Origin of the sequence: Serratia sp. C2(1), assembly GCF_036352655.1 — a bacterium.
Taxonomy (GTDB): domain Bacteria; phylum Pseudomonadota; class Gammaproteobacteria; order Enterobacterales; family Enterobacteriaceae; genus Serratia; species Serratia inhibens.
Genome location: NZ_JAZFBA010000001.1, coordinates 2,005,179 through 2,027,191, shown reverse-complemented (window position 1 = coordinate 2,027,191; position 22,013 = coordinate 2,005,179). Strand labels below are relative to the sequence as shown.

Sequence of the window (22,013 nt, the reverse complement as noted above, 5' to 3'; positions counted from 1 at the left end):
CATTGAGGTGCGTCGACTTCTCATGACAGAGCCAGAAAAACTAGCGTGTCGCCGGGGCCAGTGAGTTGATCACTGCATCGGCATTGACCGGGATTTCCCGCGTCGTTACCGGGATGGTGAAACCCGGCTGTTGGGTGAAATAATGGGCGTCTTCATTGACCGGCGTAACAAAAATCGCCAGGTTATCGCTGGCCTGCATCACGCCTTCCGGTTCGAACAGCGCGAACAAAGGGGAGGGGTGCGTATCAGATGAAGAGCAAGCGGAAAGCCAGAAACCGTTTTTACTGGTGTATTGGCACTTGGCCTTTTCACCGGCAATATGAGTGATTTGTTTTTCCAACAGCGCGTTAGCGTTTGACACATAGCTGGGTGGCGTTGGCTGACACCCTGTCAGACTGATAGCAAGGGCTGCCAGAGCCATTGTCTTTTTGTAAATCATAACCATCCCGTTACAACCACGTAGGAAACTATATTAGTACTTCACAATAACGATCCTAACAACGGTGATGCGCCGGTGTCGAGAACTTATTGATTAGTTAAGGTTTTGTTACTAAATCATGACAAATTAGATGGGGGTATGAATAATGCGCACCTGACACCCCTTCACCTTTATATCAGTAAAAAATCCAGGCAACGGTGGCAAAAAGGGTCATCTGAGCGTGATGTTCAAGCCGTAGATAAATACTGAGGGAGCCAGCCGTAGTGCAGTTATCCAAACCTAAACGGATTTTCCCGTGAAAACCGGGCCGTGATTGTATCAGGCTGAAGTAGCCAGGCAGGACGAAGATGGGCGGGGCCGATGGCTGGCCCTGGGCATAAATAAATAGCCTTGATAAGACATAACGACAGCCCCTGGAAGCTGGCACAGGCATTAATCGACGATAAACAGCTGCGCTCCGCCGGGTGTTGACGAGCGGTGCGGTTCTGCGTCGTCCGCCACCTGATAGCTCATGCCCGGCAGCAGAACAAAGCGTCTGCCATCGGCCAACTCGGTATGTAACTCCCCGCTCAGACACAGAAGGATATGGCCTTTGGTACACCAGTGATCTGCGAGGTAGTCGGCCGTGTATTCAACCATTCTTACACGCAGGTCGCCGAACCGGCGAGTTCGCCAGTAGGCCATGCCGGTAACGCCTGGGTGCTCCGTTGCGGCGATGTCTTGCCAGTCAGTGGTACCGAAAGGGAGATCGGATATTTTCATGGTTTTTTTCCTGAGACACAGCCTGTAAATTGGGCGGACACGCCACGGTCAACGCAGCAACTGCCGTATTCCCAGCCCAACAATCAATGTGCCGCAGATCCTGTCGATATGGGCTTTGCGGCGGCGGTAGGCGGCGGCGATCGGGGCGTGCGACAACACCAGGACGACCAGTCCGTACCAACAACCGGCAATCACCGCCACTTCCGCCAGCATGGCGGCGAAGGTCGCCGCTGAGACATGCGCCGGCGCCGCTGACGAAAATACTGCGGCGTAGAAGGCGACAGATTTTGGGTTGGCAATATTGGTCGCGATACCCTGCAGAAAGGCGACGCGGGATCCACTTTTTTCACGAGCGCTGGCGTTTATCAAACCCGAATCGGGTTTGGCCTTGGCGAACAGGCGGCAGCCAAACCAAATCAGATAGCCGGCTCCGGCGATCTTGACCGCCATCGCCAGCCAGGGGAACAGGGCAAAAACCAGGCCGATGCCGAGGATCGCGCCGCTGGCCCAGAACAGATTGACCAGCACGATACCGGCGACCAGGGCGAAGGCTTCCGCCCGGCGGGCAGAGACGGCTTTATGCGCTACGGCGACAAAATTGGGGCCAGGCACCACTACGCCGACCACATACAGGGTGAAGACGGCGATTACTGCGGGCATATCGATCATCATGTTACAGCCGATCAGAAAAGAACATATCAGCAGTTTTATAATGAATCGCGGCCACAATCCATCCCGATATCGTGCGGAGAGGGACATTTTTCTTTCGTCCGCATGCCGCCTTTCTTGGCTGTGAGTTTTCCGCGCCGGGGAATGTAATGAATTCATAGTGTAAATAAATATAATTATAAATATTCCTTGCTTAAATAATCTGGCTGTGTGTAAATAGCGTCATCGGTTTGTAGTACAGACCTTATGAAAGCAGTTTTAGTAAAGCAGTTCTCAGTATTAGTGATATCCCATAGATACCTCTTCTCCCGCGAATTACCTTCTCTAGTGCCCAATAAGTTTCCAACAAAAACAGACCTCTATCGCCGTATGGCGTCTCAAAATATAAAGGAAATATCTATGTCTACTAAAATGACTGGTTTGGTAAAATGGTTTGATGCGGGTAAAGGTTTTGGTTTTATCTCTCCGGCAGACGGCAGCAAAGACGTGTTCGTGCACTTCTCTGCCATTCAGAGCAATGATTTCAAAACTCTTGATGAAGGCCAGCGCGTTGAGTTCACCATCGAAAGTGGTGCAAAAGGCCCTTCAGCAGGCAACGTAGTGGTTTTATAATTTTAAGGTAATGTTTTATTTCTTGCGATAGCGATGATGGCTTAAGCCGGAGCGGATAAGAAATAAAAGCGTTGCCCGAATAAACTCCGGGTTCGCCCGGAGTATTCATGAATACGTCATTAGCTCAGCAGGAAGAGCGGCAGTGAATTTATTTACTGGCGGACTGGGGTTCGATTCCTCGATGACGTTCCAATAATTTATTATTGGCAATAGCAAAACAGATTGGCGCATAAATAATAAAGCGGCGTCTCAGTCTTTTTTTCTGTTGTGAAAAAGTTGTGCTTAGGCTGCGTAACGTTGGAGTGTTCGATGGACGCTTACGCCATAACATGACAGCCGGGAAAGTAACCGGCAAACATTGATGACCCTGGCTAAACGCCGGGGTTTTTTTATGCCTGTCGGTCAGAAAACATCGTTGCATAACCAGACCCATAGGGGCCAGGCAAGCGGTCATCTTGGCGCTGAACTAAACTTGAACTGTATAAGATACGAGTGAAAAGCCCCTGTCGGGGGCGCCATTTCTGTTCATCAGCGCAATGCGGAGGGCAGCATCATGGCTTATCAACATATCGTTGTCGCAACCGATCTCAGCGAAGACGCCGAGTTCCTGCTGGGCAAGGGCGCCAGGCTGGCCGGCGCGCTCAATGCCAGGTTATCCCTGATCTATATCGATATCCACCACACCGGCTATTACGCCGAACTGGGCGTGGGTGAATATAACTACACTGACCGCACTTTTTCGGAACGCGTGAAAAATATGCTGAACGCGATCAAGGGCCAGTCATCCTATCCGGTCGAGGAGGTGATTATCGGGCGTGGCGAATTGACGGAAGAGCTGAACAGGGCGGTGAAGGCGAAGGGCATTGATTTGGTGATTTTTGGTCATCACCAGGATATCTGGAGCCGGCTGATGTCCTCGGCGCGACAGGCCATCAACCACCTGCAGGTTGATCTGTTGGTGATCCCAATCGACAAGAAATAAGCCTGTTCATCGCCGCTGCTAACCGAAGCGGCGGCGATTTCCCATTACTGCCGCTTATCCAACGAACGGCGGTATAGGGACGTTATTGAACTTATAGATTGCTGATGATTCTTTGTTGAAATAGTCTCGTCACTTGATTTTATTAATACGATCAAAGCATTGGGTTAATTCTGATAATGCCCGGCTTTATGTGCTGAATTGTCAGGATATACCTCTTTATGATTAATAAACCGCACGTTTTGACTGGCCCTTGCCCTCCATGAGTTTTATCCTCGGATCTCAGCAGGATTTGTATGATTTATAGAAATATATTCACATGGAGGAGGTCTCATGCGTTTCGACAACAAAGTAGTGGTCATCACCGGTGCGGGCAACGGGATGGGGGAGGCGGCGGCACGCCGATTTTCCGCCGAGGGCGCCGTGGTGGTGCTGGCGGACTGGGCGAAGGACGCGGTAGATACCGTTGCCGCCTCGCTGCCGAAAGGCAGGGCGATGGCGGTGCACATCGACGTTTCCGACCCGGTTGCGGTTGAAAAAATGATGAACGAGGTGGCGGCGAAGTTGGGCCGTATCGACGTGCTGCTGAACAATGCCGGCGTGCACGTGGCAGGTACCGTGCTGGAAACCAGCGTAGCCGACTGGCGGCGCATCGCCGGGGTGGATATCGACGGCGTGGTGTTCTGCTCAAAATTCGCGATGCCCCATCTGCTGAAAACCAAGGGCTGCATCGTTAACACTGCCTCGGTATCCGGCCTGGGGGGCGACTGGGGGGCGGCTTATTACTGCGCGGCGAAAGGGGCGGTGGTCAACCTGACGCGCGCCATGGCGCTGGATCACGGCGGTGACGGCGTACGCGTGAATTCGGTGTGCCCGAGCCTGGTGAAAACCAATATGACCAATGGCTGGCCGCAGGAGATCCGCGACAAGTTCAACGAGCGTATTGCGTTGGGGCGTGCGGCAGAGCCGGAAGAAGTGGCGGCGGTGATGGCGTTTCTGGCCAGCGACGATGCCAGCTTTATCAACGGCGCCAACATCCCGGTTGACGGCGGCGCGACCGCATCAGACGGTCAACCGAAGATCGTATAACCATGAGTACGGAGGCCCGGTGCGCCGGGCCCCTCGGCATTACACCCCAATCCGATCCCGCAGCGTATAGTAGGCTGCGCCAATCGCGGTGAACGGGATTTGCAGGTTGCGGCCACCGAAGAACGGCAGGTGCGGCAGCTTGGCAAAGGCATCGAAACGCTCCGCATCGCCACGCATCAGCTCGGCAATCAGCTTGCCCGCCAGATGGGTACAGGTCACGCCGTGGCCGCTGTAGCCCTGCATGTAATACACATTATTCTCCAGCCGGCCGAATTGCGGCATGCGCGACAGCGTGAGCAGGAAGTTGCCGGTCCAGCGGTAGTCGATGCGAACGCCTTTCAATTGCGGGAAGGTTTTCAACAGTTTTGGCCGAATCAGATTATCGATATCGTCCGGATCGCGCGCGCCATACACCACGCCGCCGCCGTACAGCAGGCGGTTATCGCCGGTAATGCGGTAATAATCCAGCAGGTAGTTGCAGTCTTCCACGCAGTAATTCTGCGGAATGAGCGACTGCGCTACTTCCGGCACCAGCGGTTCGGTCGCCACCACCTGGGTACCGCACGGCATGCTGCGTTTCGCCAACCTGGGCTCCAGCTTATCGCCCAGATAAGCATTACCGGCCACAATCACATAGCGGGCCTTCACCTGGCCGCCTGCGGTGCTGACCAGCGCGGGTTCGCCGTGGCGGATATGGGTCACCGCCGACTGCTCGAAGATGCGCCCGCCCTGCAGGCGAATCGCCTCGGCTTCGCCGAGCGCCAGATTCAGCGGATGAATATGACCGCCGCTGTGATCCAGCAGCGCGCCGACGTAGCGTTCGCTGTTCACTTCCTCACGGATGCGCCCGGCGTCCAGCAGCTCCAACTGGGTATTGCCGTAACGCTCCCAATTCTGTTTCTGCTCGATCAGCGCATGATATTGCCGGTTGTTCAGCGCGGCGAAGATGCCGCCGGGGCGATAGTCGCATTCGATGGCGTATCGCTTGATACGGCTGCGAATGATCTCTGCGCCTTCGAACATCATGCTGCCGAGCATCCGGGCGCTTTCTGCGCCATAGCGTTCTTCGATGACGTCAATGTCGCGGCTGTAGGAATTCACCAACTGGCCGCCGTTACGGCCGCTGGCGCCGAAGCCGATGCGGGCGGATTCCAGCACCACCACGTTGTAGCCGGCCTCTACCAGGAACAGCGCAGAAGACAGGCCTGTGTAACCGCCGCCGACGATGCAAACGTCGCATTCAATAGATTCATTCAATTGCGGCCAGAGCTGATGGCTGTTGGCCGAAGCCGCATAGTAGCTTTTTACGTGTTCAGTCATGATGGGGCCCTTATGCCAGCGAAATCCAGGTGGTTTTCAGTTCGGTGAATTTATCCAGCGCATGCAGCGATTTGTCGCGGCCGTTGCCGCTTTGCTTGTAGCCGCCGAACGGCACGGTCATGTCTCCGTCGTTGTAGTTATTGACGAAAACCGAACCGGCTTTCAGTTGGCGAGCCATGCGGTGGGCGCGGGACAGGTCGCGCGTCCAGACGGCGGCGCCCAGGCCATACTCGCTGTCGTTGGCTAACTGCAATGCCTGCTGTTCGCCGTTAAAGGACGTTACCGCCAGCACCGGACCGAAAATCTCATCGCGCGCCACGCTCATGGTGTTATCCACCTGGGTGAGAATGGTTGGGCCGAGATAACCGGCGTGGCCGCTGCGCGGGTGCTCGCGGCCATCAAGGAACAGTGCTGCGCCCTGGCTCAATCCTTGCTCGATATAATCGGCCACTTTTTCACAGTGAGCCTGATCGATCAGCGTGCCCATCACCGTGGCCGGATCGAGCGGATCCCCCGGCATAAAGGCTGCCGCATGCTTACGCAGGGCTTGCAAGAATTCCTGCTGAATGCTCTCTTCCACCAGCAGCCGGGTGCCGGCGATACACACTTGCCCCTGGTTGTAGAAGATACCCGCCGCCGCGCCCTGTGCCGCTTTGTCCAGGTCCGGGCAGTCGGCAAAAATGATATTGGCGCTTTTACCGCCGGCTTCCAGCCATACCCGTTTCATATTGGATTGACCGGCGTAGATCATCAGCTGTTTGGCAACCAGGGTAGAGCCGGTGAAGGTGAGGGCGTCGACGTCGTTATGCAGCGCCAGCGCCTTGCCCGCATCCTGGCCGTAACCGGGGATGATGTTCAGCACGCCGCCCGGCAACCCGGCCTGTTGCGCCAGCTTGCCCAGATAGATCGCGCTCAGCGGGGATTTCTCCGAAGGTTTGAGGATCACGCTGTTGCCGGTGGCCAGCGCCGGGCCGAGTTTCCAGCAGGCCAGCAGCAACGGGAAGTTCCAGGGTACGATAGCGCCAACCACGCCGATCGGCTCGCGTTCGATCAACGCCAGCGCGTCGCCGCCGGTGGGGGCGATTTCGCCGTAGACCTTGTCGACAGCTTCGGCGTACCAGCGCAGACAGCGGATAGCGCCGGGCACGTCGTCGCGCAAACTGTGGAGGATCGGCTTGCCGGTATCCAGCGTTTCCAGCAGTGCCAATTCCTCTTGGTGCTGCTCCATCAATGCCGCCAGTCGCAGCAAGGTAGCCTTGCGTTGCGCCGGTGCGGCCCGTGACCAGTCGCCGCGTTCAAACACCTCGCGCGCCGTGCTGACAGCCAGATCGATATCGGCGCTGCTCCCCCGCGCCACCTGCGTCAATGCGCGTTGAGCGGCAGGATCCTCTACGGTAAAGGTTTCGCCTTCAGCGGCCTGTTGATAACGGCCATTAATAAACAGTCGGTTCTCAATATTCAGGGCTTGCGCCCGGTGTTGCCAATATTGCAGGTGATGGAAGTCCATGCCTTGCTCCGTTGATCAGAATGTCGTCGGCGTATGGGCGCTGATAATCCGGCAAATCCGCGCCGACGTGTTGCTGAAACTGTGGGGAATGCCGGTGTTGATGGCGTAGCTCTGGCCGGCCAACAGGTGATAGTTCTGTCCATTGACCTGCAGCAGCACTTCGCCTTCCAGCAGGGTGCCTATCTCTTCCCCCTGATGTTTTATGCGTTCGCCGGTGGTGGTGCCCGGTTCGTAGGTTTCTATCATCATCGCCAGCGTGCGGTTGGGGTCGCCGTTGTGAATCAGTTTCATCGACACCCCCTGGCTGCCAATCTCGATCAGATCTTCATGATCGATGACAATCCGCGTCTCATCCGGCTTTTCCGGCTCGGCGAAAAACGCCGACAGCGACAGCCCATACACCGTCAGCAGCTTTTGCAGCGTGCTGATGGCCGGGCTGGCCTTGTCCTGCTCGATAGTGCTGATGGCGCTGTGGGTTAATCCAGACAGTTCGGCGGCGCGGCGCTGTGACAACCCTAATTGCTGGCGGATCTGCGACAGACGTTTTCCCGGTGCCAAGCTGACATCGCTCATAGGCGTTTTTCCTTTTGGTAGTGCCGGCAAGCGGTAATGAAGCCGTCGAACAACAGGCGCGACAGGGCGTATTCTTCACTGTTCCATTCCGGGTGCCATTGCACGCCCAGCGCGAAGGGCTGGTCACGCAGGCTGATCGCCTCCACCAGCCCATCGGCGGCGTGGGCTTCGATGCGGACGTTGGGACCGAGGGTTTTTGACCCTTGCCCGTGCAGTGAGTTAACCCAGAATCTGTTGCAATCCGGTATCAGTTGCGAAAGCAGCCCGCCGTCCTGAACGATGACTTCGTGGGCGGGGGCGTATTGTTGATCCAGTGGCAGGTCGTGATCTTCACGGTGTTCGAGCAGTTCGGGCAGTTCAAACAATCGACGATGCAAAGTGCCTTGGGTGGCAACCACCATCTCCTGCATGCCACGGCAAATGGCGAAAAGGGGAATGCGCCTGTCGAGCGCATGACGGATCAGCGCCAGGCTCAATTCATCTCGCCCGGGATCGGCGTCAGGCTCATCGCCGTTTTCACCATAAAGGTGCGGCTGCACGTTACTGGGGCTGCCGGGCAGCAAAATGCCATCGAGGTGCGGCAGCAATTCTTCCAGCAGTGTGGGCTCCGCCAGCGCGTGCGGCAGGGCGATCGGCAACCCTCCGGCGGTGATTACTGCATTCAGGTACTTTTCTTGCAAGGTCTGAGTGAGATGCTCGTTTAACCTATACCTGCACATCACTACGCCGACCATTGGTCTGTTAAATATATTGCCCATGCTATCCCCTTGGGGTGTTCGAAATTATGAACGATAAGCTTCTCAAGTGCCGTTTTAGTTCAATATTTTATAAACCTAGCAGTCAAATGAGCAATGTTCAAACTCAAATTAACACTTGCAAAACAATTTTGTTGCAACTATGTTTCATTTTTGGGCATTATATTGAACGCGATGGTCAAAAAATATCGACGGCAATAGGTGTGGGAACCACAGACAAAAACATAAATGGCGGGTGAATCATGCAGACCAACATAGTAGAAGTGGAAAACTTTGTTCAGCACAACAAAGAAAGGCGAAGTAGCGCGTTCCAGCGTGAAGTGAAGAAGTACCTGGAACGTTATCCATTGACTCAGCACGTTGACGTTCTGCTGACCGATCTCAACGGCAGCTTCCGCGGCAAACGCATACCTGTCAGTGGCCTGAGCAAGCTGGAGAAGGGCTGTTACTTCCCGGCGTCGGTGTTTGCGATGGATATTCTCGGCAACGTAGTAGAAGAAGCCGGGCTGGGGCAGGAACTGGGTGAGCCGGATCATATCTGTGTCCCGGTGCCGGGCACGCTGACGCCGTCGGCGGCGGATCCGCAATATATCGGCCAGGTACTGCTCACCATGCTGGATGAAGATGGTACTCCCTTTGACGTTGAACCGCGTAATGTGCTGAACCGCGTGTGGCAGCGTTTGCGTCAGCGCGGGCTTTCCCCCGTAGTAGCGGTAGAGTTGGAGTTCTATCTCATCGATCGCCTGCGCGACTCAGAGGGCTATCTTCAGCCGCCGTGTGCGCCAGGTACTCAGGAGCGCAATACCCAGAGTCAGGTGTATTCCGTCGACAACCTTAATCACTTCGCCGACGTGCTGAGCGACATCGACGAGCTGGCGCGCTTGCAGGGCATCCCGGCGGACGGGGCGGTGGCGGAAGCCTCACCGGGCCAGTTTGAGGTAAACCTGCATCATACCGATAACGTTCTGCAAGCCTGCGACCACGCGTTGGCGCTGAAGCGCCTGATCCGCATGGTGGCGGAAAACCACAATATGCACGCGACCTTTATGGCCAAGCCGTATGAAGAACACGCCGGCAGCGGGATGCACGTGCATATCAGCATGCTCGACAAACAGGGCAACAACGTATTGGCCGATGACGACGGCGAGGATTCCGCGTTGCTGAAGCAGGCGCTGGCGGGGATGATCGCCCTGATGCCTTCTTCTATTGCGTTGCTGGCGCCCAACGTTAACGCCTATCGCCGCTTCCAGCCGGGCATGTACGTGCCGACCCAGGCTTCCTGGGGCCATAACAACCGCACCGTGGCGCTGCGCATCCCCTGCGGCGATCGCGATAACCACCGCGTGGAGTACCGCGTGGCCGGTGCCGATGCCAACCCTTATCTGGTGATGGCGACCATTTTGGCGGGGATTGTTTACGGGCTGGAAACGCCGTTGCCGCTGCAAGAACCGGTGACCGGCAACGGATTGGAGCAGGAGGGACTGGCATTCCCCATCCGCCAGAGCGATGCGCTGTACGAGTTCGAGCACCAGCCGGTGCTGAATGCGCTGCTCGGCGAAAGGTTCAGCCATGTTTACCTGGCCTGTAAAACGGATGAAATGGTGCAGTTCGAGCGCCTGATCACCGAAACCGAAATCGAGTGGATGCTGAAAAACGCCTGACCCCGCTCAATCCGAACCTACCGCGCGCGTCTGGCGCATTGCGCCGGCTATCCTGTGGCCTGCGAAGCTACGCGCTGCGGTACCGCATTTCTTCCATCTGGGCGTACAGGACGCCGGCGAGGAAATAACCATGACAGCCATTACCCTACCGTCAGTCAGCGCGGGCGCTGGCCCGTGCCTATTCGCTGGCCGAGCTCGTTTGCCTTCGTATCGCTTTTCCCGCCGCCCGAGCAGCAGTTTCCCCGCGGCCTCTCTGAATGACGTTAAACGGTTACCAGCAGAGGACAACGAGGGGAAACGCTATGACGATTAATGCTACCGACTGTAATCCGGCGGCCAAGCCGCAACTGCGCAAAACCCTCAAGCTGTGGCAGGTGGTGATGATGGGCCTGGCATATCTGACGCCGATGACGGTGTTCGATACTTTCGGCATCGTGTCCGGCGTCACCGACGGCCATGTGCCTTCTTCCTACCTGTTTGCGCTGGCTGGGGTGCTGTTTACCGCCATCAGCTACGGCAAGCTGGTACGCCAGTTCCCGACCGCCGGCTCGGCTTACACCTATGCGCAGAAAGCGATCAACCCGCACGTCGGCTTTCTGGTCGGCTGGTCCTCGCTGCTGGATTATCTGTTCCTGCCGATGATCAACACGCTGCTGGCGAAAATTTACCTGACCGCGCTGTTCCCCGAGGTACCGCCCTGGATGTGGGTGGTGGGGTTTGTGATCATCATGACGGCGATTAACCTGAAAAGCGTCAATCTGGTGGCGAACTTCAATATGTTGTTCGTACTGGCCCAGGTGGCGATTATTCTGGTGTTTATCTACCTGGTGGTGCACGGCCTGCGCAATGGCGAAGGGGTAGGAACGGTATGGAGTTTGCAGCCGTTCATCAGTGAGAACGCGCATCTGTTGCCGATTATCACCGGCGCTACCATCCTGTGCTTCTCGTTCCTCGGTTTTGATGCGGTCACCACCCTGTGCGAAGAAACGCCCAATGCCGCCAAGGTGATCCCGCGTGCAATCTTTCTTACCGCGCTGTACGGCGGGGTGATCTTTATCAGCGTATCGTTCTTTATCCAGCTGTTTTTCCCTTCCATTCAGCGTTTTCACCAGCCGGATGCGGCGCTGCCGGAAATCGCGCTGTACGTGGGGGGCAAGCTGTTCCAGGCCATCTTCCTTTGCACTACCTTTATCAATACGCTGGCTTCCGGCCTGGCTTCGCACGCCAGCGTTTCACGGCTGCTGTACGTGATGGGGCGCGATAACGTGTTCCCGGAAAAATTCTTCGGCTATATCCACCCGAAATGGCGCACGCCGGCATTGAACGTGCTGATGGTTGGGCTGGTGACGCTGTCCGCGCTGTCTTTTGATCTGGTCACCGCCACGGCGCTGATCAACTTCGGCGCGTTGGTGGCCTTCACCTTCGTTAATCTGTCGGTTATCGGCCATTTCTTTATTCGCGAGGGGCGCAACAAAAGCTGGAAGGACCGTTTCAACTACCTGATCCTGCCGCTGATTGGTGCGCTGACGGTGGCGGTGTTGTGGTTGAACCTGGAAAAAAGTTCGCTGACCATGGGGCTGATCTGGGCGGCGCTGGGCTTTGCGTATCTGGTGTACCTCACCCGGCGTTTTCGCCAGCCACCGCCGCAGTTTGAGCGGCAGCCTCAGCAGTAACGAAATCAGGCGGGTTTTCCCGCCTTTCTTTTTCCGCCGTCCGGCAGTAGAGTGAAAATTCCGATAAAAAATAACCCATTGGATCGTCTTCATGTTTTCTTTACCCGCCCAGCATAAAGCCACGTTGTTCGGTTTATTGGCGATCCTGTTGTGGAGCAGCGTCGTTGGTCTGATCCGCAGCGTCAGTGAAGGGGTGGGGCCGATTGGCGGTGCGGCGATGATCTACAGCGTCAGTGCACTGTTTTTGCTGCTGGTGCTGCGTTTGCCGAATCTGCGCCATTTTCCCCGCCTTTATCTGATCCTCGGCAGCCTGCTGTTTGTCAGCTATGAGATCTGCCTGTCGTTGTCGCTGGGCTATGCCAATACCCGGTTGCAGGCGATAGAAGTGGGGATGATCAACTATCTCTGGCCCTGTTTTACCGTGCTGATGGCGCTGGTGTTCAACGGGCAAAGAGCTAAATGGTGGCTGTTGCCCGGGCTGCTGTTGTCGCTGTTCGGTATTGGCTGGATCATGAGCGGTGAGGGCGGATGGTCGCCGGCGCAGATGCTGGATAATGTGCGCAGTAACCCGTTGAGTTATGCGCTGGCTTTTGGCGGCGCGGTGATTTGGGCACTGTACTGCAACCTGACCAAAAAAATTGCGCAGGGCAGCAACGGCGTGGTGCTGTTTATTACGCTGACCGCCGTGGCGCTGTGGCTGAAATATGCCTTCAGCGACGAAAGCGGCATGCAGTTTACCTGGCCGGTGAGCCTGACGCTGCTGTGTGCCGGTATGGCGATGGGTGTCGGTTATGCGGCGTGGAATGTCGGCATTTTGCACGGCAACATGACGCTGCTGGCGACGGTATCTTATTTTACGCCGGTGTTGTCGGCGGTATTTGCCGCGCTGGTGCTTGATACTTCGCTGACGGTCAGTTTCTGGCAGGGCGTGGTGATGGTCACACTCGGTTCGCTGATCTGCTGGCGGGCAACCCGTGGAAAGTAACGGAAATTATCAGTCGACCCTGGGATAGTGGACTAGAATTTAACTAGCGATAGTGCCTGAAGGAACATAAAAATGAGAGACGATATCCAATTCATTCAGCAGCCAGTGATTGACGATGAAAGCTATATGCGCGGTGATACAGTGCGCCTGACCACCGCTAACTTGCGCCATGAATACCAGCTTGATGTCGGCATACTGCGCAGGGAAGGCAAGTTGATTTTCGGCTCGGTGGTTGCCGCTGCGCCGAAGGTGGACATCCCACCTAAAGAGTGGGAGGTGGCTCCGGGGCAGGAAGTGGTTTTCCGCCAGGAAAATATAGCCAAAGCGGTGCCGAGCGTGCGTTGAGTTTTCCACGGCCATCAGACCCGTTTCCCACACATCTCTTTTCTTCAGCCGGCCGTTTTGAGCCGGTTTTTTTGGCCTAAAAATGCCATCCGCGCTCATTTTGGGTGTTGTGCACAATTGGCACAAAAACTGCTTTATAAATCACCGAGCATGACAAAAATCACATCGATCGTGAATTTGCATGAAACATAATTTGACAAATGTGAACGCAATCGATTACCTATTCGCGAAATGCATAACTGGATCACAGATTATTACACTCGGTGATTTCTATAATGCGCGTGTCGCCCGAGAAACAGTCAGCGGGGCAACGCCAGGTGTCGTCAGACTCATTGTCATCTTTTCTAACGGGCAGGAAATGGCCCTTTAAGCATGTGGTAATAAAAATGAAAAAAATAGCTCTAGCAGCAGGTGTATTGCTCGCAGCGTCTTACAGTGCATCATCAATGGCTGATAGCAAAGACAGCCAATTCGTCTCGGATTGGTGGCACCAGAGCGTTAACGTGGTGGGCAGCTACCACACCCGTTTCGGACCGCAATTGAACAACGATGTGTATCTTGAATACGAAGCCTTCGCCAAAAAAGATTGGTTCGATTTCTATGGCTACGTCGATGTGCCTAAGTTCTTCGGCGTCGGCAATACGCCGGACCGCGGCATCTGGGACAAGGGTTCACCGCTGTTTATGGAGATCGAGCCGCGCTTCTCCATCGACAAGCTGACCGGCACAGATCTGAGCTTCGGGCCGTTCAAAGAGTGGTACTTCGCCAACAACTATATCTATGACCTGGGTCATAACGCCGACGGCCGCCAGAATACCTGGTACATGGGTCTGGGTACGGACATCGATACCGGCCTGCCGATGAGCCTGTCGATGAACATCTATGCCAAATACCAGTGGGAAAACTACCAGGCCGCCAATGAGAACAGCTGGGATGGTTACCGCTTCAAGGTGAAATACTTTGTGCCGTTGACCCCGTTGTGGGGCGGAAACCTGAGTTACATCGGTTTCACCAACTTTGACTTCGGTTCCGATCTGGGCAAAGACAGCAACTGGACCGACGGTACCGGGAAACAGGTTCGCACCAGCAACTCTATCGCTTCCAGCCACATTCTGGCGCTGAACTACGATCACTGGCACTACTCGTTCGTGGCCCGTTACTTCCATAACGGCGGTCAGTGGCAAGATGGCTCGGAGATCGGTACGCCGCAGGGGCCAATTAAATCTACAGGCTGGGCCTATTACCTCGTGGCCGGTTATAACTTCTGATTTTCCGTGGTATCAGAAACAGAAAACCCCGCTTTGGCGGGGTTTTTTTGTTATCACTGCGCTTGTTCACCCGGTAAATGTCTCACCGGCATAAATAATCGTCCTTTGATTACATGGCATTCATTATCGATCCAATGGATGATTTGTTCACGGCTCACGCCTTCGGATTGCGCGTAGCGGTGAAGATCGCCGTTAAAGTGCTGAGTGATATATTCCATGAGGGTCATTTGCATGTCTTTTGCTCCTGAACGCCCACCCGTTGCCAACTGGCCACCGCGGGAGGTTAAGGTTTCTCAGACGCTGAATTTAAAGTATCGGCTACCAAATCTCAACATAAAGCACCAGGAGGGTGCGACAGGCGTCAAATTTAGTAAAAAAAGAATCCCGCACGGAGTGGCGGGAAGCATTCAGTTTATCATTCTGGACGATAAAATAAGATTTGAGGTGCGACGAAAAAGAGCAGACTAACTCTTTTTGGTACCTTTCCAAAGTACTGCAAGGCTTATTTTGCTGCAAGAAAAATCTTGTCGCGAGGCTCGGTTTTTTCGAATAGTTTTGCGCTGGAATAATCTTTCATCACTCTCCTTACTCTGGCCGGCCCGGCCCTATTTTTACTGCTCACAATCTCGGAGTTTTCCTTATCCTTTATGGGGGGAATTACCGCTATAGTTAATGTAATACCCCAAGCAGGAAGTCATAACATGAACAAAAGTCGTACTACTCTCACGGCACTGGCGCTGATTGTCTCGCTGGGTCTGTCTTCTGCGCCAGTGTTCGCCGATAAGGGCGGCAATGGCAATGGCAACGGCGGCGGGCACGGCAACAGTCAAGGCAACGGTGGCGGTAATGGTCACGGCAACAGCGGCAAAGGCAATAGCGGCGACCACGTCAAAGGCAATAAAGATAAAGGCAATAAAGACAAAGGCCATAAAGCCAAAGGTGACGAACGCGATCTGGTGTCGGTCAATATCTCTCACGATCGGGTACGTTCGCTGGCGCTGAATTACGGCCTGACCGGCTATCGTTCTCTGCCGCCGGGCATCGCCAAGAACCTGGCACGCGGCAAACCGTTGCCTCCAGGCATCGCCAAGAAAATGGTGCCTTCTTCAATGCTGCGCGATCTGCCGTCCTATCCGGGTTACGAATGGCGCATTGCCGGTAACGATCTGGTGTTGGTGGCGTTGAGCACCGCCATTGTAGCTTCGGTGATTAACGGCGTGTTTGACTAACGCCCGGCGTCTTCGACTCAAAGCCTCGCTTCGGCGATAATGCCGGTCAGTTAAGCCTGACTGGCATTTTTTTATCCAATCTCTGTGCGTTCCAGGAGGAATGGCCGTAAATATCCCGCATTTCTCTGCTACCACAATGAATGGCAATTGAAGGGCCCGAAGGCGCGGCCCCTCCACCCGCGCCCTCGCTTAACATCGTCTGTCCGCTGCACCCGCGTAGCCGGCCGTGATGCGCGGTGACGGAGGGAGGGGAGTTGGCGCAGCCAACCGTCTGACAGGGCAAAGGCGCGGGTTGCAAGGGGCCGCGCCTTACGGTCCCTTGCTCGGTCGAGGCGCGAGAGTCTCATGGTGCATCTCACCTTTATCGACCGAAAACTTCACCAACACCTTCAGAAAAAGGCTAACTGACCAGCATTACGCTTCGGCGGGGCTTTTTTCTTTCCGCTGGAGAGTTGCCTGAGCCGCGGCGATTGTGATGAACTCTGCTTTCTTTATTTGGGCAAACAAAAAGGAAAGGACCATGTTCAGAGCGTTATTGTTCGCCTGCTGTCTGGCCAGTTTTTCAGCGCTGGCAGACGACGGGGGGACGCTTGGCGAATTGGTCAACCAGCGTCTGGCTTATATGAAAGATGTCGCCGGTTACAAAGCTCGGCAGCACTTGCCGATCGAGGATCTTACGCAGGAAGCCAAGGTGCTGGCCAGTACAGAGGCGGAGGCGGGTCGATTAGGGTTGGATCCGCACTCGGTGCGGCCGTTTATCGTGGCACAGATGGACGCCGCCAAGGCGATTCAGTACCGCTATCGCGCAGACTGGCTGGCGACGCCTGAAAGCGGTTGGCAACCGCGCCCGCTGGACCGCGTGCGACCGCAGATCGCCGAGCTAAGCAACCGCATTTTGCAACGGCTGGCGCAGCAATTAAAAGCCGGGCCCTTGACGGAACAGGCACGCGGCGCTTTTGTTAGCGCCATTCGTCAGGCTAATCTCGGCGAAGCCGACAAGCAGCGGTTGTTCACCGCTTTACTGGCGGTCAGGGCCGGTAAAGCGGGGTGAGCGGCGTAGCTAATCGCTGCCGCGCTGAAAGGTCAGCACCCGGCTGCGGTTGGCGATCAGATCCACGCTGTAACCGCGAAAATACAGACAAAAGCGTTTTAGCCACGGGCCGTCGCTACTTTCTACCAGCATACGGCCGTGGCCGAGCGAACTGATTGTGCCGGTCTGCGCCGCCGGACCCACGCCGATGTGCACCCGATCGCCGCATATCTCGAAGGCGGTGCGGTACTGCGGGTGATACCAGAGACCCTGTACGTGCTTCAGGCAGTCGTCGTTGGGCGTTACCGGCAGGAAGCGGCGCGCCACGTGGCCCACTTCGCCTTCAACCGCTTCACCGGTCCATTTCAACCGCATTGGCATATGGGCAGAAAGCGACACCGCGTAGCCGTCATCGGCCTGGTAAAGCGGTTCGCCGATCCCCAAATAGCTTAGGTTACCCTCTGTCACCTCCAGCCAGTAAGGCTCTGCCACCGTGGCGTAAATGCCGTCGGGAATGGCGGTGCTGCGTTGCGGCATTGCTTCATCGAGCAGGGCGGCCATCACCTGCAGCACCATGCCAAAGCTGTCGCAATCCTCGCGGTTGGCCACCAGCGCTACCCCAGCCTGCCGATCGGGCGTCAGCAGAAAATAGCTTTTGTAACCGGCATGTGAACCTCCGTGGCCCAGTAAAGGATGCGCGCCGAGCGAAGTTTGCGCCAACCCCAGACCGTAAGCGCTGAGCTGGCCCTGATTGAGCCGCCGTGGGGTGCCAAGCTGTGCCAACACACCCTGGCCCGGGCCTTCATCAGCCAGCAGCCTTTGCAGCCAGCGGGTGAGGGCATTGGCGCTGCCGGCCAGGCTGCCGGAGGCGGACAGGTGCAGACCGGCGCTGGCCAGTTGCCAACCCTGCGGGGAGCGCCAGTAGCCGGGCGCCAGGCCGGGCACCACGTCAAACCAACTTTCCGGCGCCCATAACTGAACCTGCAGCGGCTTGGCAATATGCTGTTGCACCAGCTGTTCGAAGTCATAGCCTTTGGCTTTTAGCGCAGCCTCAACCAACCGATATCCGGTATTGGTGTAGGCCACTTCGCTGCCGGCCGGATAATTTAGCTCACGCAGCCCCTGCAGGAACTGCATCACCGGCTGCGCATCGCTGCGGGTATGTACCGAGATACCGAGCAGCCCCAGAGTTTCACGCACGTCGGGCAGCCCGCTGGTCATGTCCAGCGCCTGACCGACGGTCACCTCCGCCAGCGGGGCATGCAGTTCTGGCAGCAAATCGCCGAGACGATGGTGCAGACTGAGGGCGTTACCGGTGGCGTTCAACGCCAGTGCGGCGAAGATGTGCTTGGTGATCGAGGCGTAGCGCACCACGCTATCGGCGGTAAAAGGGGTATTTTGCGCCAGGTCGGCCAGGCCGGCGCTGGCGGTCGCCCGTATCTGCCTGGCGTCGAACAGGGTCATTGCTCCACCGGGTTCGCCATCGGAGCGCCAATTCGCCAACAGACGATTGGCAACGGCCTGTGCGGCACGCCAGTTTAACGGGGTTTCAGACATGGTAGCCTCCAGAGTGGGTGATCAATTTTGGGTCTCGCACCGCGCAGCCGGAACCCTGGCAGCCAAGGTTGCCGGGGAAAGGTTTACGGGGAGTTATTTCCAGGCAACGGCCAGGATTTTCGGCAGATTGTGGCGTACCCTGCGATCTCTATGCCGCTGTTTTGTGCGCTGTTCCGACCAGATACAAGGGTTTTCACTCAAACTGCGAAGCAGTACGCAAATTGAAGCGGGCGCAAGAAAGGAGGCATGCTTTATGCCAAAAAATCAGGAGGCGAAGTGACGTCTTGGTGACGCCGGGGCAAGAGGGATCGCCCCGGCTTGGGTACAGCGCTGGGTTAACGCGGTAGCTCGCAGGACAGCAGGCTATCGATCATTTGCTTCAGCAGACGCTGCAAAGCGGCCGCCCGTTGTGGCTCAAAGGCAAAGGGATACTGCTCGGACATGTAGTTGACCTGTGCCAGCTCCAACTGAATCGCATGCTGCTGTTGCTGCGGCTGTCCATAAGCACGGGTGATGTATCCGCCTTTAAAACGACCGTTAAGCACGTGCGTAAACTGTTGTTGCTGTTCGCAGCAGGCCACCAGGCGATCGCTCAGCGCCGGGGCGCAGCTTTCTCCGCCGTTGGTGCCCAGATTGAGATCCGGCAGTTTGCCGTCGAACAGCCGTGGGATCACCGAGGCGATGGAGTGCGCATCGAACAATAGCGCATAGCCGTGTTTGGCTTTCAGTCGCGCCAGTTCATCCTGCAGTTGCTGGTGGTAGGGCTGCCAGACTTGCTGTAAATAGCCTGCGCGTTCTTCGTCCGACGGCGCTTTGCCCGGCAAAAAACTCGGGCGGCCGTCAAACAGCACGTCAGGGTACAGGCCGGTGGTGGCGGTGGTATACAGCGGCTTGTCGTCCGCCGGGCGGTTAAGATCGATGACAAAGCGCGAGTAGTTGCCGATCAGCACGCTGGCACCCATAGCGCGGGCAAAATCATACAGCTGCGGGATGTGCCAGTCGGTATCGGGCAGCGGCCGAGCCTCTTCGGTCAAACCGGCTTCGACCGCCGGCGTCAATCGGGTGCCGGCATGGGGAATGCTGATCAGTAGCGGCAGGCTGCCGGCCTGAAAATCATAGGGATCGCGAATGGTCATTGACGTACTTCTCCTCGGAAAATCACCGTACAGGGCAGTTGTCCACCCAACCAGTAAGCCAGTTCAGCCGGACGGGAAAGCGGCCAGTGTACAAAATCCGCCACCTTGCCGGTTTCCAGCGTGCCATGGCTCTCTTGCAGGCCCAGCGCTTTGGCGGCATGAACCGTGACGCCTGCCAGCGCTTCTTCCGGCGTCAGACGGAACAGCGTGCAGGCCATGTTGATCATCAGGCGCAGCGACAGCGCCGGTGAGGTGCCCGGGTTGGCATCGCTGGCGATCGCCATGGCCACCCGGTGCTTGCGGAACAGGTCCACCGGCGGGCACTGGGTTTCTCGCAGCAGGTAATAAGCGCCGGGCAGCAGTACTGCGACGGTGCCTGCGTCGCCCATCGCACGGGCGTCTTGCTCGGTGGCATATTCCAGATGATCGGCGGAAAGCGCATGATGATGTGCCGCCAGCGCGCTGCCGCCGAGGGCGGAAAGCTGTTCGGCGTGCAGCTTCACCGGCAAGCCGGCGGCTTCGGCGGCGGCGAACACCCGCTCAACCTGCGCCGGTGAGAACGCCAGATGCTCGCAGAAGGCATCGACCGCATCCGCCAGCCCGGCGGCGGCGGCCTGAGGAATAATGGTATTGCACACCAGATCGATATAGTCGTCGGCGCGGTTGGCGTATTCCGGCGGCAGCGCGTGGGCCGCCAGGCAGGTGGTTTTCACCTCAACCGGCAGCATGTCGCCAAGCCGGCGCGCCACGCGCAGCATTTTCAGCTCGCTTTCCGGCGTCAGCCCGTAACCGGATTTGATCTCCACGCAGGTTACGCCTTCCGCCAACAGCGGCCGTAAACGGAACAGCGCTTGCTCGAGCAGCACCTCTTCGTCGGCGTCGCGAGTGGCTTTGACGGTGGAAATGATGCCGCCACCCTGGGCGGCGATCTCGGCATAACTCACGCCATTCAGGCGCTGTTCGAATTCGCCGCTGCGGTTGCCGCCGAACACCAGATGGGTATGGCAGTCGACAAAGCCCGGCGTGATGATGCCGCCGTCGAATTTCACCGTCTCATCGGCCATCAGCCCCGCGGGCAGTGCGGCATATTCGCCCACCCAGACGATTTTGCCTGCGCGCACGGCGATCGCGCCATCGCTGAGGGTGTGATACTTGCCGTCGCGCATGGTGACGATGTCGGCCCCGTGCCACAGGCTGTCGCAGTGAATCTCAGACGTCATTGCTTTCCTCCGCCGGAGCCTTGGCTCCCACATGGTTGTATATACAATTAAAAACAACCTAGCGCATTCACCGGTTTGTCACAAGAGGCGGGGGAAAAATTTGTTATCGGGATGTGATCGCGGAGAGGGCGCGGGCGCAAGGGCTGCACCCGCGGGGGAATTAAACGTCGCTGGTGAAACGGCCAAACAGCTGGTAGCGACTGCCGGGATACAACAGGCGCGCCGAGGTGACCACGTTTTTGCCGGACCAGGTGCGGCGGTGGATCAACAGGCCCGGTTCGTGATCTTCCAGTTGCAGCAGGTCGCGCTCCTGGCGGGTCGGCACTACCGCTTCCACGATGTGCTCGCCGGCGGTCAGCGGGGCGGCCTGCGTCAGGTAGATATACGGCGTCACGCGGTCGAAATCCTGCTTCATGTAATCGGGCGCGACCACCGGATTGACGCAGCGGTCTTCCACCTGCACCGGCAGGTCGTTTTCGTAATGCACGATCTGCGAATAGAACAGCTGTTGGCCGGGTTGGATACCCAGCGCCAGCGCTTCTTCTTCGCTGGCCGGGCGCGCTTTGAGTTGCAGGATCTTGCTGCTGTGGCGATGGCCGCGCGCGGCGATTTCGTCGGCGATGTTATGCACTTCCAGCAGCGCGGTATGCGCTTTGGCCTCGGCGACGAAGGTGCCGACGCCCTGCATGCGGATCAGGAAACCTTCGCTGGTCAGCTCGCGCAGTGCGCGGTTGATGGTCATGCGGCTGACGCCCAGCTCCGCCACCAGTTCACTTTCAGAGGGCACGCGCTGGTGCGGCAGCCAATGGCCCGCACGGATTTGGTTTACGATCGCCTGCTTGACCCGTTGGTAGATCGGGGCGGGGGTATCGCTCATTGCAGCAGCCAGTTGTACCAGGGTCTGTTGATCAACCACGACGTTAACCTCGTCAAATAAAAAAATAATAACACCAGTTTACTGTTGATGTCGGCGTATGTATATGTATATACAACTATACCCGTCATACTTGAAGTTGCCTCTGTGTTGGCTGCGCTCACTTACCCGAATCACTTACCTCAGTAAGCTCATCGGGATAAGCGTTCTTGCCGCGTTACTCGGCAAAGCCTCGCCCCGTTGGGGCCAGCGCAAGCGCTGTTCAACAAAACCCTTGGTTTTGTTGTGATGCAACTCCAATTATCTAGGGTATAAGGGCCGGTTCGCCAC

The 22,013-nt window shown here is 56.8% G+C and carries 22 protein-coding genes and 1 pseudogene; 11 read left to right on the top strand and 12 right to left on the bottom strand.

Annotated features, from left to right (window positions below):
• Positions 1–40: 40 nt before the first annotated feature.
• The 3 genes from V2S86_RS09440 to V2S86_RS09430 form a co-directional block, all read right to left on the bottom strand.
• Entirely contained in the window at positions 41–361 is a 321-nt protein-coding gene (locus tag V2S86_RS09440; protein ID WP_330762198.1) for a hypothetical protein, read from the bottom strand.
• Positions 362–871: 510 nt separating this feature from the next.
• A complete protein-coding gene (locus tag V2S86_RS09435; RefSeq protein WP_330762197.1) occupies positions 872–1,201 on the bottom strand; it encodes a DHCW motif cupin fold protein in 330 nt (109 codons plus the stop codon).
• Positions 1,202–1,249: 48 nt separating this feature from the next.
• Positions 1,250–1,870: a LysE family transporter gene (locus tag V2S86_RS09430; RefSeq protein ID WP_330763182.1), complete on the bottom strand. Its 621-nt coding sequence runs from the start codon at positions 1,868–1,870 to the stop codon at positions 1,250–1,252.
• Positions 1,871–2,269: 399 nt separating this feature from the next.
• Between V2S86_RS09430 and cspE the strand changes: the two genes are divergently transcribed.
• From cspE to V2S86_RS09410, 4 genes and pseudogenes are all read left to right on the top strand, one after another.
• Positions 2,270–2,482: a transcription antiterminator/RNA stability regulator CspE gene (gene cspE / locus V2S86_RS09425; RefSeq protein WP_004943356.1), complete on the top strand. Its 213-nt coding sequence runs from the start codon at positions 2,270–2,272 to the stop codon at positions 2,480–2,482.
• 113 nt (positions 2,483–2,595) lie between these two features.
• Positions 2,596–2,674, top strand: a pseudogene (locus V2S86_RS09420).
• Between the two features lie 361 nt (positions 2,675–3,035).
• Positions 3,036–3,464: a universal stress protein gene (locus V2S86_RS09415; protein ID WP_330762196.1), complete on the top strand. Its 429-nt coding sequence runs from the start codon at positions 3,036–3,038 to the stop codon at positions 3,462–3,464.
• Positions 3,465–3,794: 330 nt separating this feature from the next.
• Complete coding sequence (locus V2S86_RS09410; protein WP_311992986.1) at positions 3,795–4,550, top strand: SDR family NAD(P)-dependent oxidoreductase; 756 nt, start codon at positions 3,795–3,797, stop codon at positions 4,548–4,550.
• Between the two features lie 39 nt (positions 4,551–4,589).
• Here the strand turns inward: V2S86_RS09410 and V2S86_RS09405 are convergent, their stop codons facing one another.
• The 4 genes from V2S86_RS09405 to puuD are packed head-to-tail and all read right to left on the bottom strand — an operon-like array spanning position 4,590 to position 8,708.
• The gene (locus V2S86_RS09405; protein ID WP_330762195.1) at positions 4,590–5,870 is read right to left on the bottom strand and encodes an NAD(P)/FAD-dependent oxidoreductase; all 1,281 of its coding nucleotides are present in this window, start codon (positions 5,868–5,870) and stop codon (positions 4,590–4,592) included.
• Between the two features lie 10 nt (positions 5,871–5,880).
• Positions 5,881–7,377 (bottom strand): aldehyde dehydrogenase PuuC, encoded by a 1,497-nt coding sequence (gene puuC / locus V2S86_RS09400; protein ID WP_330762194.1) that lies wholly within the window; start codon positions 7,375–7,377, stop codon positions 5,881–5,883.
• 15 nt (positions 7,378–7,392) lie between these two features.
• The gene (gene puuR, locus V2S86_RS09395; RefSeq protein WP_330762193.1) at positions 7,393–7,950 is read right to left on the bottom strand and encodes an HTH-type transcriptional regulator PuuR; all 558 of its coding nucleotides are present in this window, start codon (positions 7,948–7,950) and stop codon (positions 7,393–7,395) included.
• A complete protein-coding gene (gene puuD / locus V2S86_RS09390) occupies positions 7,947–8,708 on the bottom strand; it encodes a gamma-glutamyl-gamma-aminobutyrate hydrolase (protein ID WP_330762192.1) in 762 nt (253 codons plus the stop codon). The genes puuR and puuD overlap by 4 nt, the downstream gene beginning before the upstream one ends.
• Positions 8,709–8,947: 239 nt before the next feature.
• Between puuD and V2S86_RS09385 the strand changes: the two genes are divergently transcribed.
• The 5 genes from V2S86_RS09385 to V2S86_RS09365 all read left to right on the top strand — a co-directional run bounded on the left by V2S86_RS09385 (position 8,948) and on the right by V2S86_RS09365 (position 14,637).
• Positions 8,948–10,366 carry a glutamine synthetase family protein gene (locus V2S86_RS09385; RefSeq protein ID WP_330762191.1) on the top strand — a complete coding sequence of 473 codons (1,419 nt, stop codon included), beginning with the start codon at positions 8,948–8,950 and terminating at the stop codon, positions 10,364–10,366.
• A gap of 302 nt (positions 10,367–10,668) precedes the next feature.
• Positions 10,669–12,039, top strand: coding sequence for an APC family permease (locus tag V2S86_RS09380; RefSeq protein WP_330762190.1), 1,371 nt, complete (start codon positions 10,669–10,671; stop codon positions 12,037–12,039).
• 91 nt (positions 12,040–12,130) lie between these two features.
• Positions 12,131–13,024 carry an aromatic amino acid DMT transporter YddG gene (gene yddG, locus V2S86_RS09375; RefSeq protein ID WP_330762189.1) on the top strand — a complete coding sequence of 298 codons (894 nt, stop codon included), beginning with the start codon at positions 12,131–12,133 and terminating at the stop codon, positions 13,022–13,024.
• Between the two features lie 72 nt (positions 13,025–13,096).
• Positions 13,097–13,369: a hypothetical protein gene (locus V2S86_RS09370; protein ID WP_330762188.1), complete on the top strand. Its 273-nt coding sequence runs from the start codon at positions 13,097–13,099 to the stop codon at positions 13,367–13,369.
• Positions 13,370–13,755: 386 nt separating this feature from the next.
• Positions 13,756–14,637, top strand: a complete 882-nt coding sequence (locus tag V2S86_RS09365; protein ID WP_330762187.1) for a nucleoside-specific channel-forming protein Tsx — start codon at positions 13,756–13,758, stop codon at positions 14,635–14,637.
• A 53-nt stretch (positions 14,638–14,690) separates the two neighbouring features.
• Here the strand turns inward: V2S86_RS09365 and V2S86_RS09360 are convergent, their stop codons facing one another.
• A complete protein-coding gene (locus tag V2S86_RS09360) occupies positions 14,691–14,870 on the bottom strand; it encodes a hypothetical protein (protein WP_006324851.1) in 180 nt (59 codons plus the stop codon).
• A 468-nt stretch (positions 14,871–15,338) separates the two neighbouring features.
• Here V2S86_RS09360 and V2S86_RS09355 point away from each other — a divergent pair, with 468 nt between their 5' ends.
• Positions 15,339–15,866: an anti-virulence regulator CigR family protein gene (locus V2S86_RS09355; protein ID WP_330762186.1), complete on the top strand. Its 528-nt coding sequence runs from the start codon at positions 15,339–15,341 to the stop codon at positions 15,864–15,866.
• A gap of 520 nt (positions 15,867–16,386) precedes the next feature.
• On the top strand, positions 16,387–16,917 hold the full coding sequence (locus V2S86_RS09350) for a chorismate mutase (RefSeq protein ID WP_330762185.1): 531 nt from the start codon (positions 16,387–16,389) through the stop codon (positions 16,915–16,917).
• Between the two features lie 9 nt (positions 16,918–16,926).
• Here the strand turns inward: V2S86_RS09350 and V2S86_RS09345 are convergent, their stop codons facing one another.
• The 4 genes from V2S86_RS09345 to hutC all read right to left on the bottom strand — a co-directional run bounded on the left by V2S86_RS09345 (position 16,927) and on the right by hutC (position 21,686).
• Positions 16,927–18,453 carry a serine hydrolase domain-containing protein gene (locus tag V2S86_RS09345; protein ID WP_330762184.1) on the bottom strand — a complete coding sequence of 509 codons (1,527 nt, stop codon included), beginning with the start codon at positions 18,451–18,453 and terminating at the stop codon, positions 16,927–16,929.
• 335 nt (positions 18,454–18,788) lie between these two features.
• Positions 18,789–19,589 (bottom strand): N-formylglutamate deformylase, encoded by an 801-nt coding sequence (hutG, locus tag V2S86_RS09340; protein ID WP_330762183.1) that lies wholly within the window; start codon positions 19,587–19,589, stop codon positions 18,789–18,791.
• A complete protein-coding gene (gene hutI / locus V2S86_RS09335; protein WP_330762182.1) occupies positions 19,586–20,809 on the bottom strand; it encodes an imidazolonepropionase in 1,224 nt (407 codons plus the stop codon). The genes hutG and hutI overlap by 4 nt, the downstream gene beginning before the upstream one ends.
• 160 nt (positions 20,810–20,969) lie before the next feature.
• Positions 20,970–21,686, bottom strand: a complete 717-nt coding sequence (gene hutC / locus V2S86_RS09330) for a histidine utilization repressor (RefSeq protein ID WP_208295248.1) — start codon at positions 21,684–21,686, stop codon at positions 20,970–20,972.
• Positions 21,687–22,013: the final 327 nt, after the last annotated feature.

Bases quoted from the DNA above. Each gene is read 5' to 3' on its own strand.
- hutG (WP_330762183.1), bottom strand. From the start codon at position 19,589: ATGACCATTCGCGATCCCTATGATTTTCAGGCCGGCAGCCTGCCGCTA.
- V2S86_RS09380 (WP_330762190.1), top strand. From the start codon at position 10,669: ATGACGATTAATGCTACCGACTGTAATCCGGCGGCCAAGCCGCAACTG.
- hutC (WP_208295248.1), bottom strand. From the start codon at position 21,686: ATGAGCGATACCCCCGCCCCGATCTACCAACGGGTCAAGCAGGCGATC.
- V2S86_RS09345 (WP_330762184.1), bottom strand. From the start codon at position 18,453: ATGTCTGAAACCCCGTTAAACTGGCGTGCCGCACAGGCCGTTGCCAAT.
- V2S86_RS09415 (WP_330762196.1), top strand. From the start codon at position 3,036: ATGGCTTATCAACATATCGTTGTCGCAACCGATCTCAGCGAAGACGCC.
- V2S86_RS09405 (WP_330762195.1), bottom strand. From the start codon at position 5,870: ATGACTGAACACGTAAAAAGCTACTATGCGGCTTCGGCCAACAGCCAT.
- hutI (WP_330762182.1), bottom strand. From the start codon at position 20,809: ATGACGTCTGAGATTCACTGCGACAGCCTGTGGCACGGGGCCGACATC.
- V2S86_RS09430 (WP_330763182.1), bottom strand. From the start codon at position 1,870: ATGATCGATATGCCCGCAGTAATCGCCGTCTTCACCCTGTATGTGGTC.
- V2S86_RS09385 (WP_330762191.1), top strand. From the start codon at position 8,948: ATGCAGACCAACATAGTAGAAGTGGAAAACTTTGTTCAGCACAACAAA.
- V2S86_RS09365 (WP_330762187.1), top strand. From the start codon at position 13,756: ATGAAAAAAATAGCTCTAGCAGCAGGTGTATTGCTCGCAGCGTCTTAC.
- yddG (WP_330762189.1), top strand. From the start codon at position 12,131: ATGTTTTCTTTACCCGCCCAGCATAAAGCCACGTTGTTCGGTTTATTG.
- V2S86_RS09350 (WP_330762185.1), top strand. From the start codon at position 16,387: ATGTTCAGAGCGTTATTGTTCGCCTGCTGTCTGGCCAGTTTTTCAGCG.
- V2S86_RS09360 (WP_006324851.1), bottom strand. From the start codon at position 14,870: ATGCAAATGACCCTCATGGAATATATCACTCAGCACTTTAACGGCGAT.
- V2S86_RS09410 (WP_311992986.1), top strand. From the start codon at position 3,795: ATGCGTTTCGACAACAAAGTAGTGGTCATCACCGGTGCGGGCAACGGG.
- V2S86_RS09435 (WP_330762197.1), bottom strand. From the start codon at position 1,201: ATGAAAATATCCGATCTCCCTTTCGGTACCACTGACTGGCAAGACATC.
- puuR (WP_330762193.1), bottom strand. From the start codon at position 7,950: ATGAGCGATGTCAGCTTGGCACCGGGAAAACGTCTGTCGCAGATCCGC.
- V2S86_RS09355 (WP_330762186.1), top strand. From the start codon at position 15,339: ATGAACAAAAGTCGTACTACTCTCACGGCACTGGCGCTGATTGTCTCG.
- puuC (WP_330762194.1), bottom strand. From the start codon at position 7,377: ATGGACTTCCATCACCTGCAATATTGGCAACACCGGGCGCAAGCCCTG.
- cspE (WP_004943356.1), top strand. From the start codon at position 2,270: ATGTCTACTAAAATGACTGGTTTGGTAAAATGGTTTGATGCGGGTAAA.
- V2S86_RS09370 (WP_330762188.1), top strand. From the start codon at position 13,097: ATGAGAGACGATATCCAATTCATTCAGCAGCCAGTGATTGACGATGAA.
- puuD (WP_330762192.1), bottom strand. From the start codon at position 8,708: ATGGGCAATATATTTAACAGACCAATGGTCGGCGTAGTGATGTGCAGG.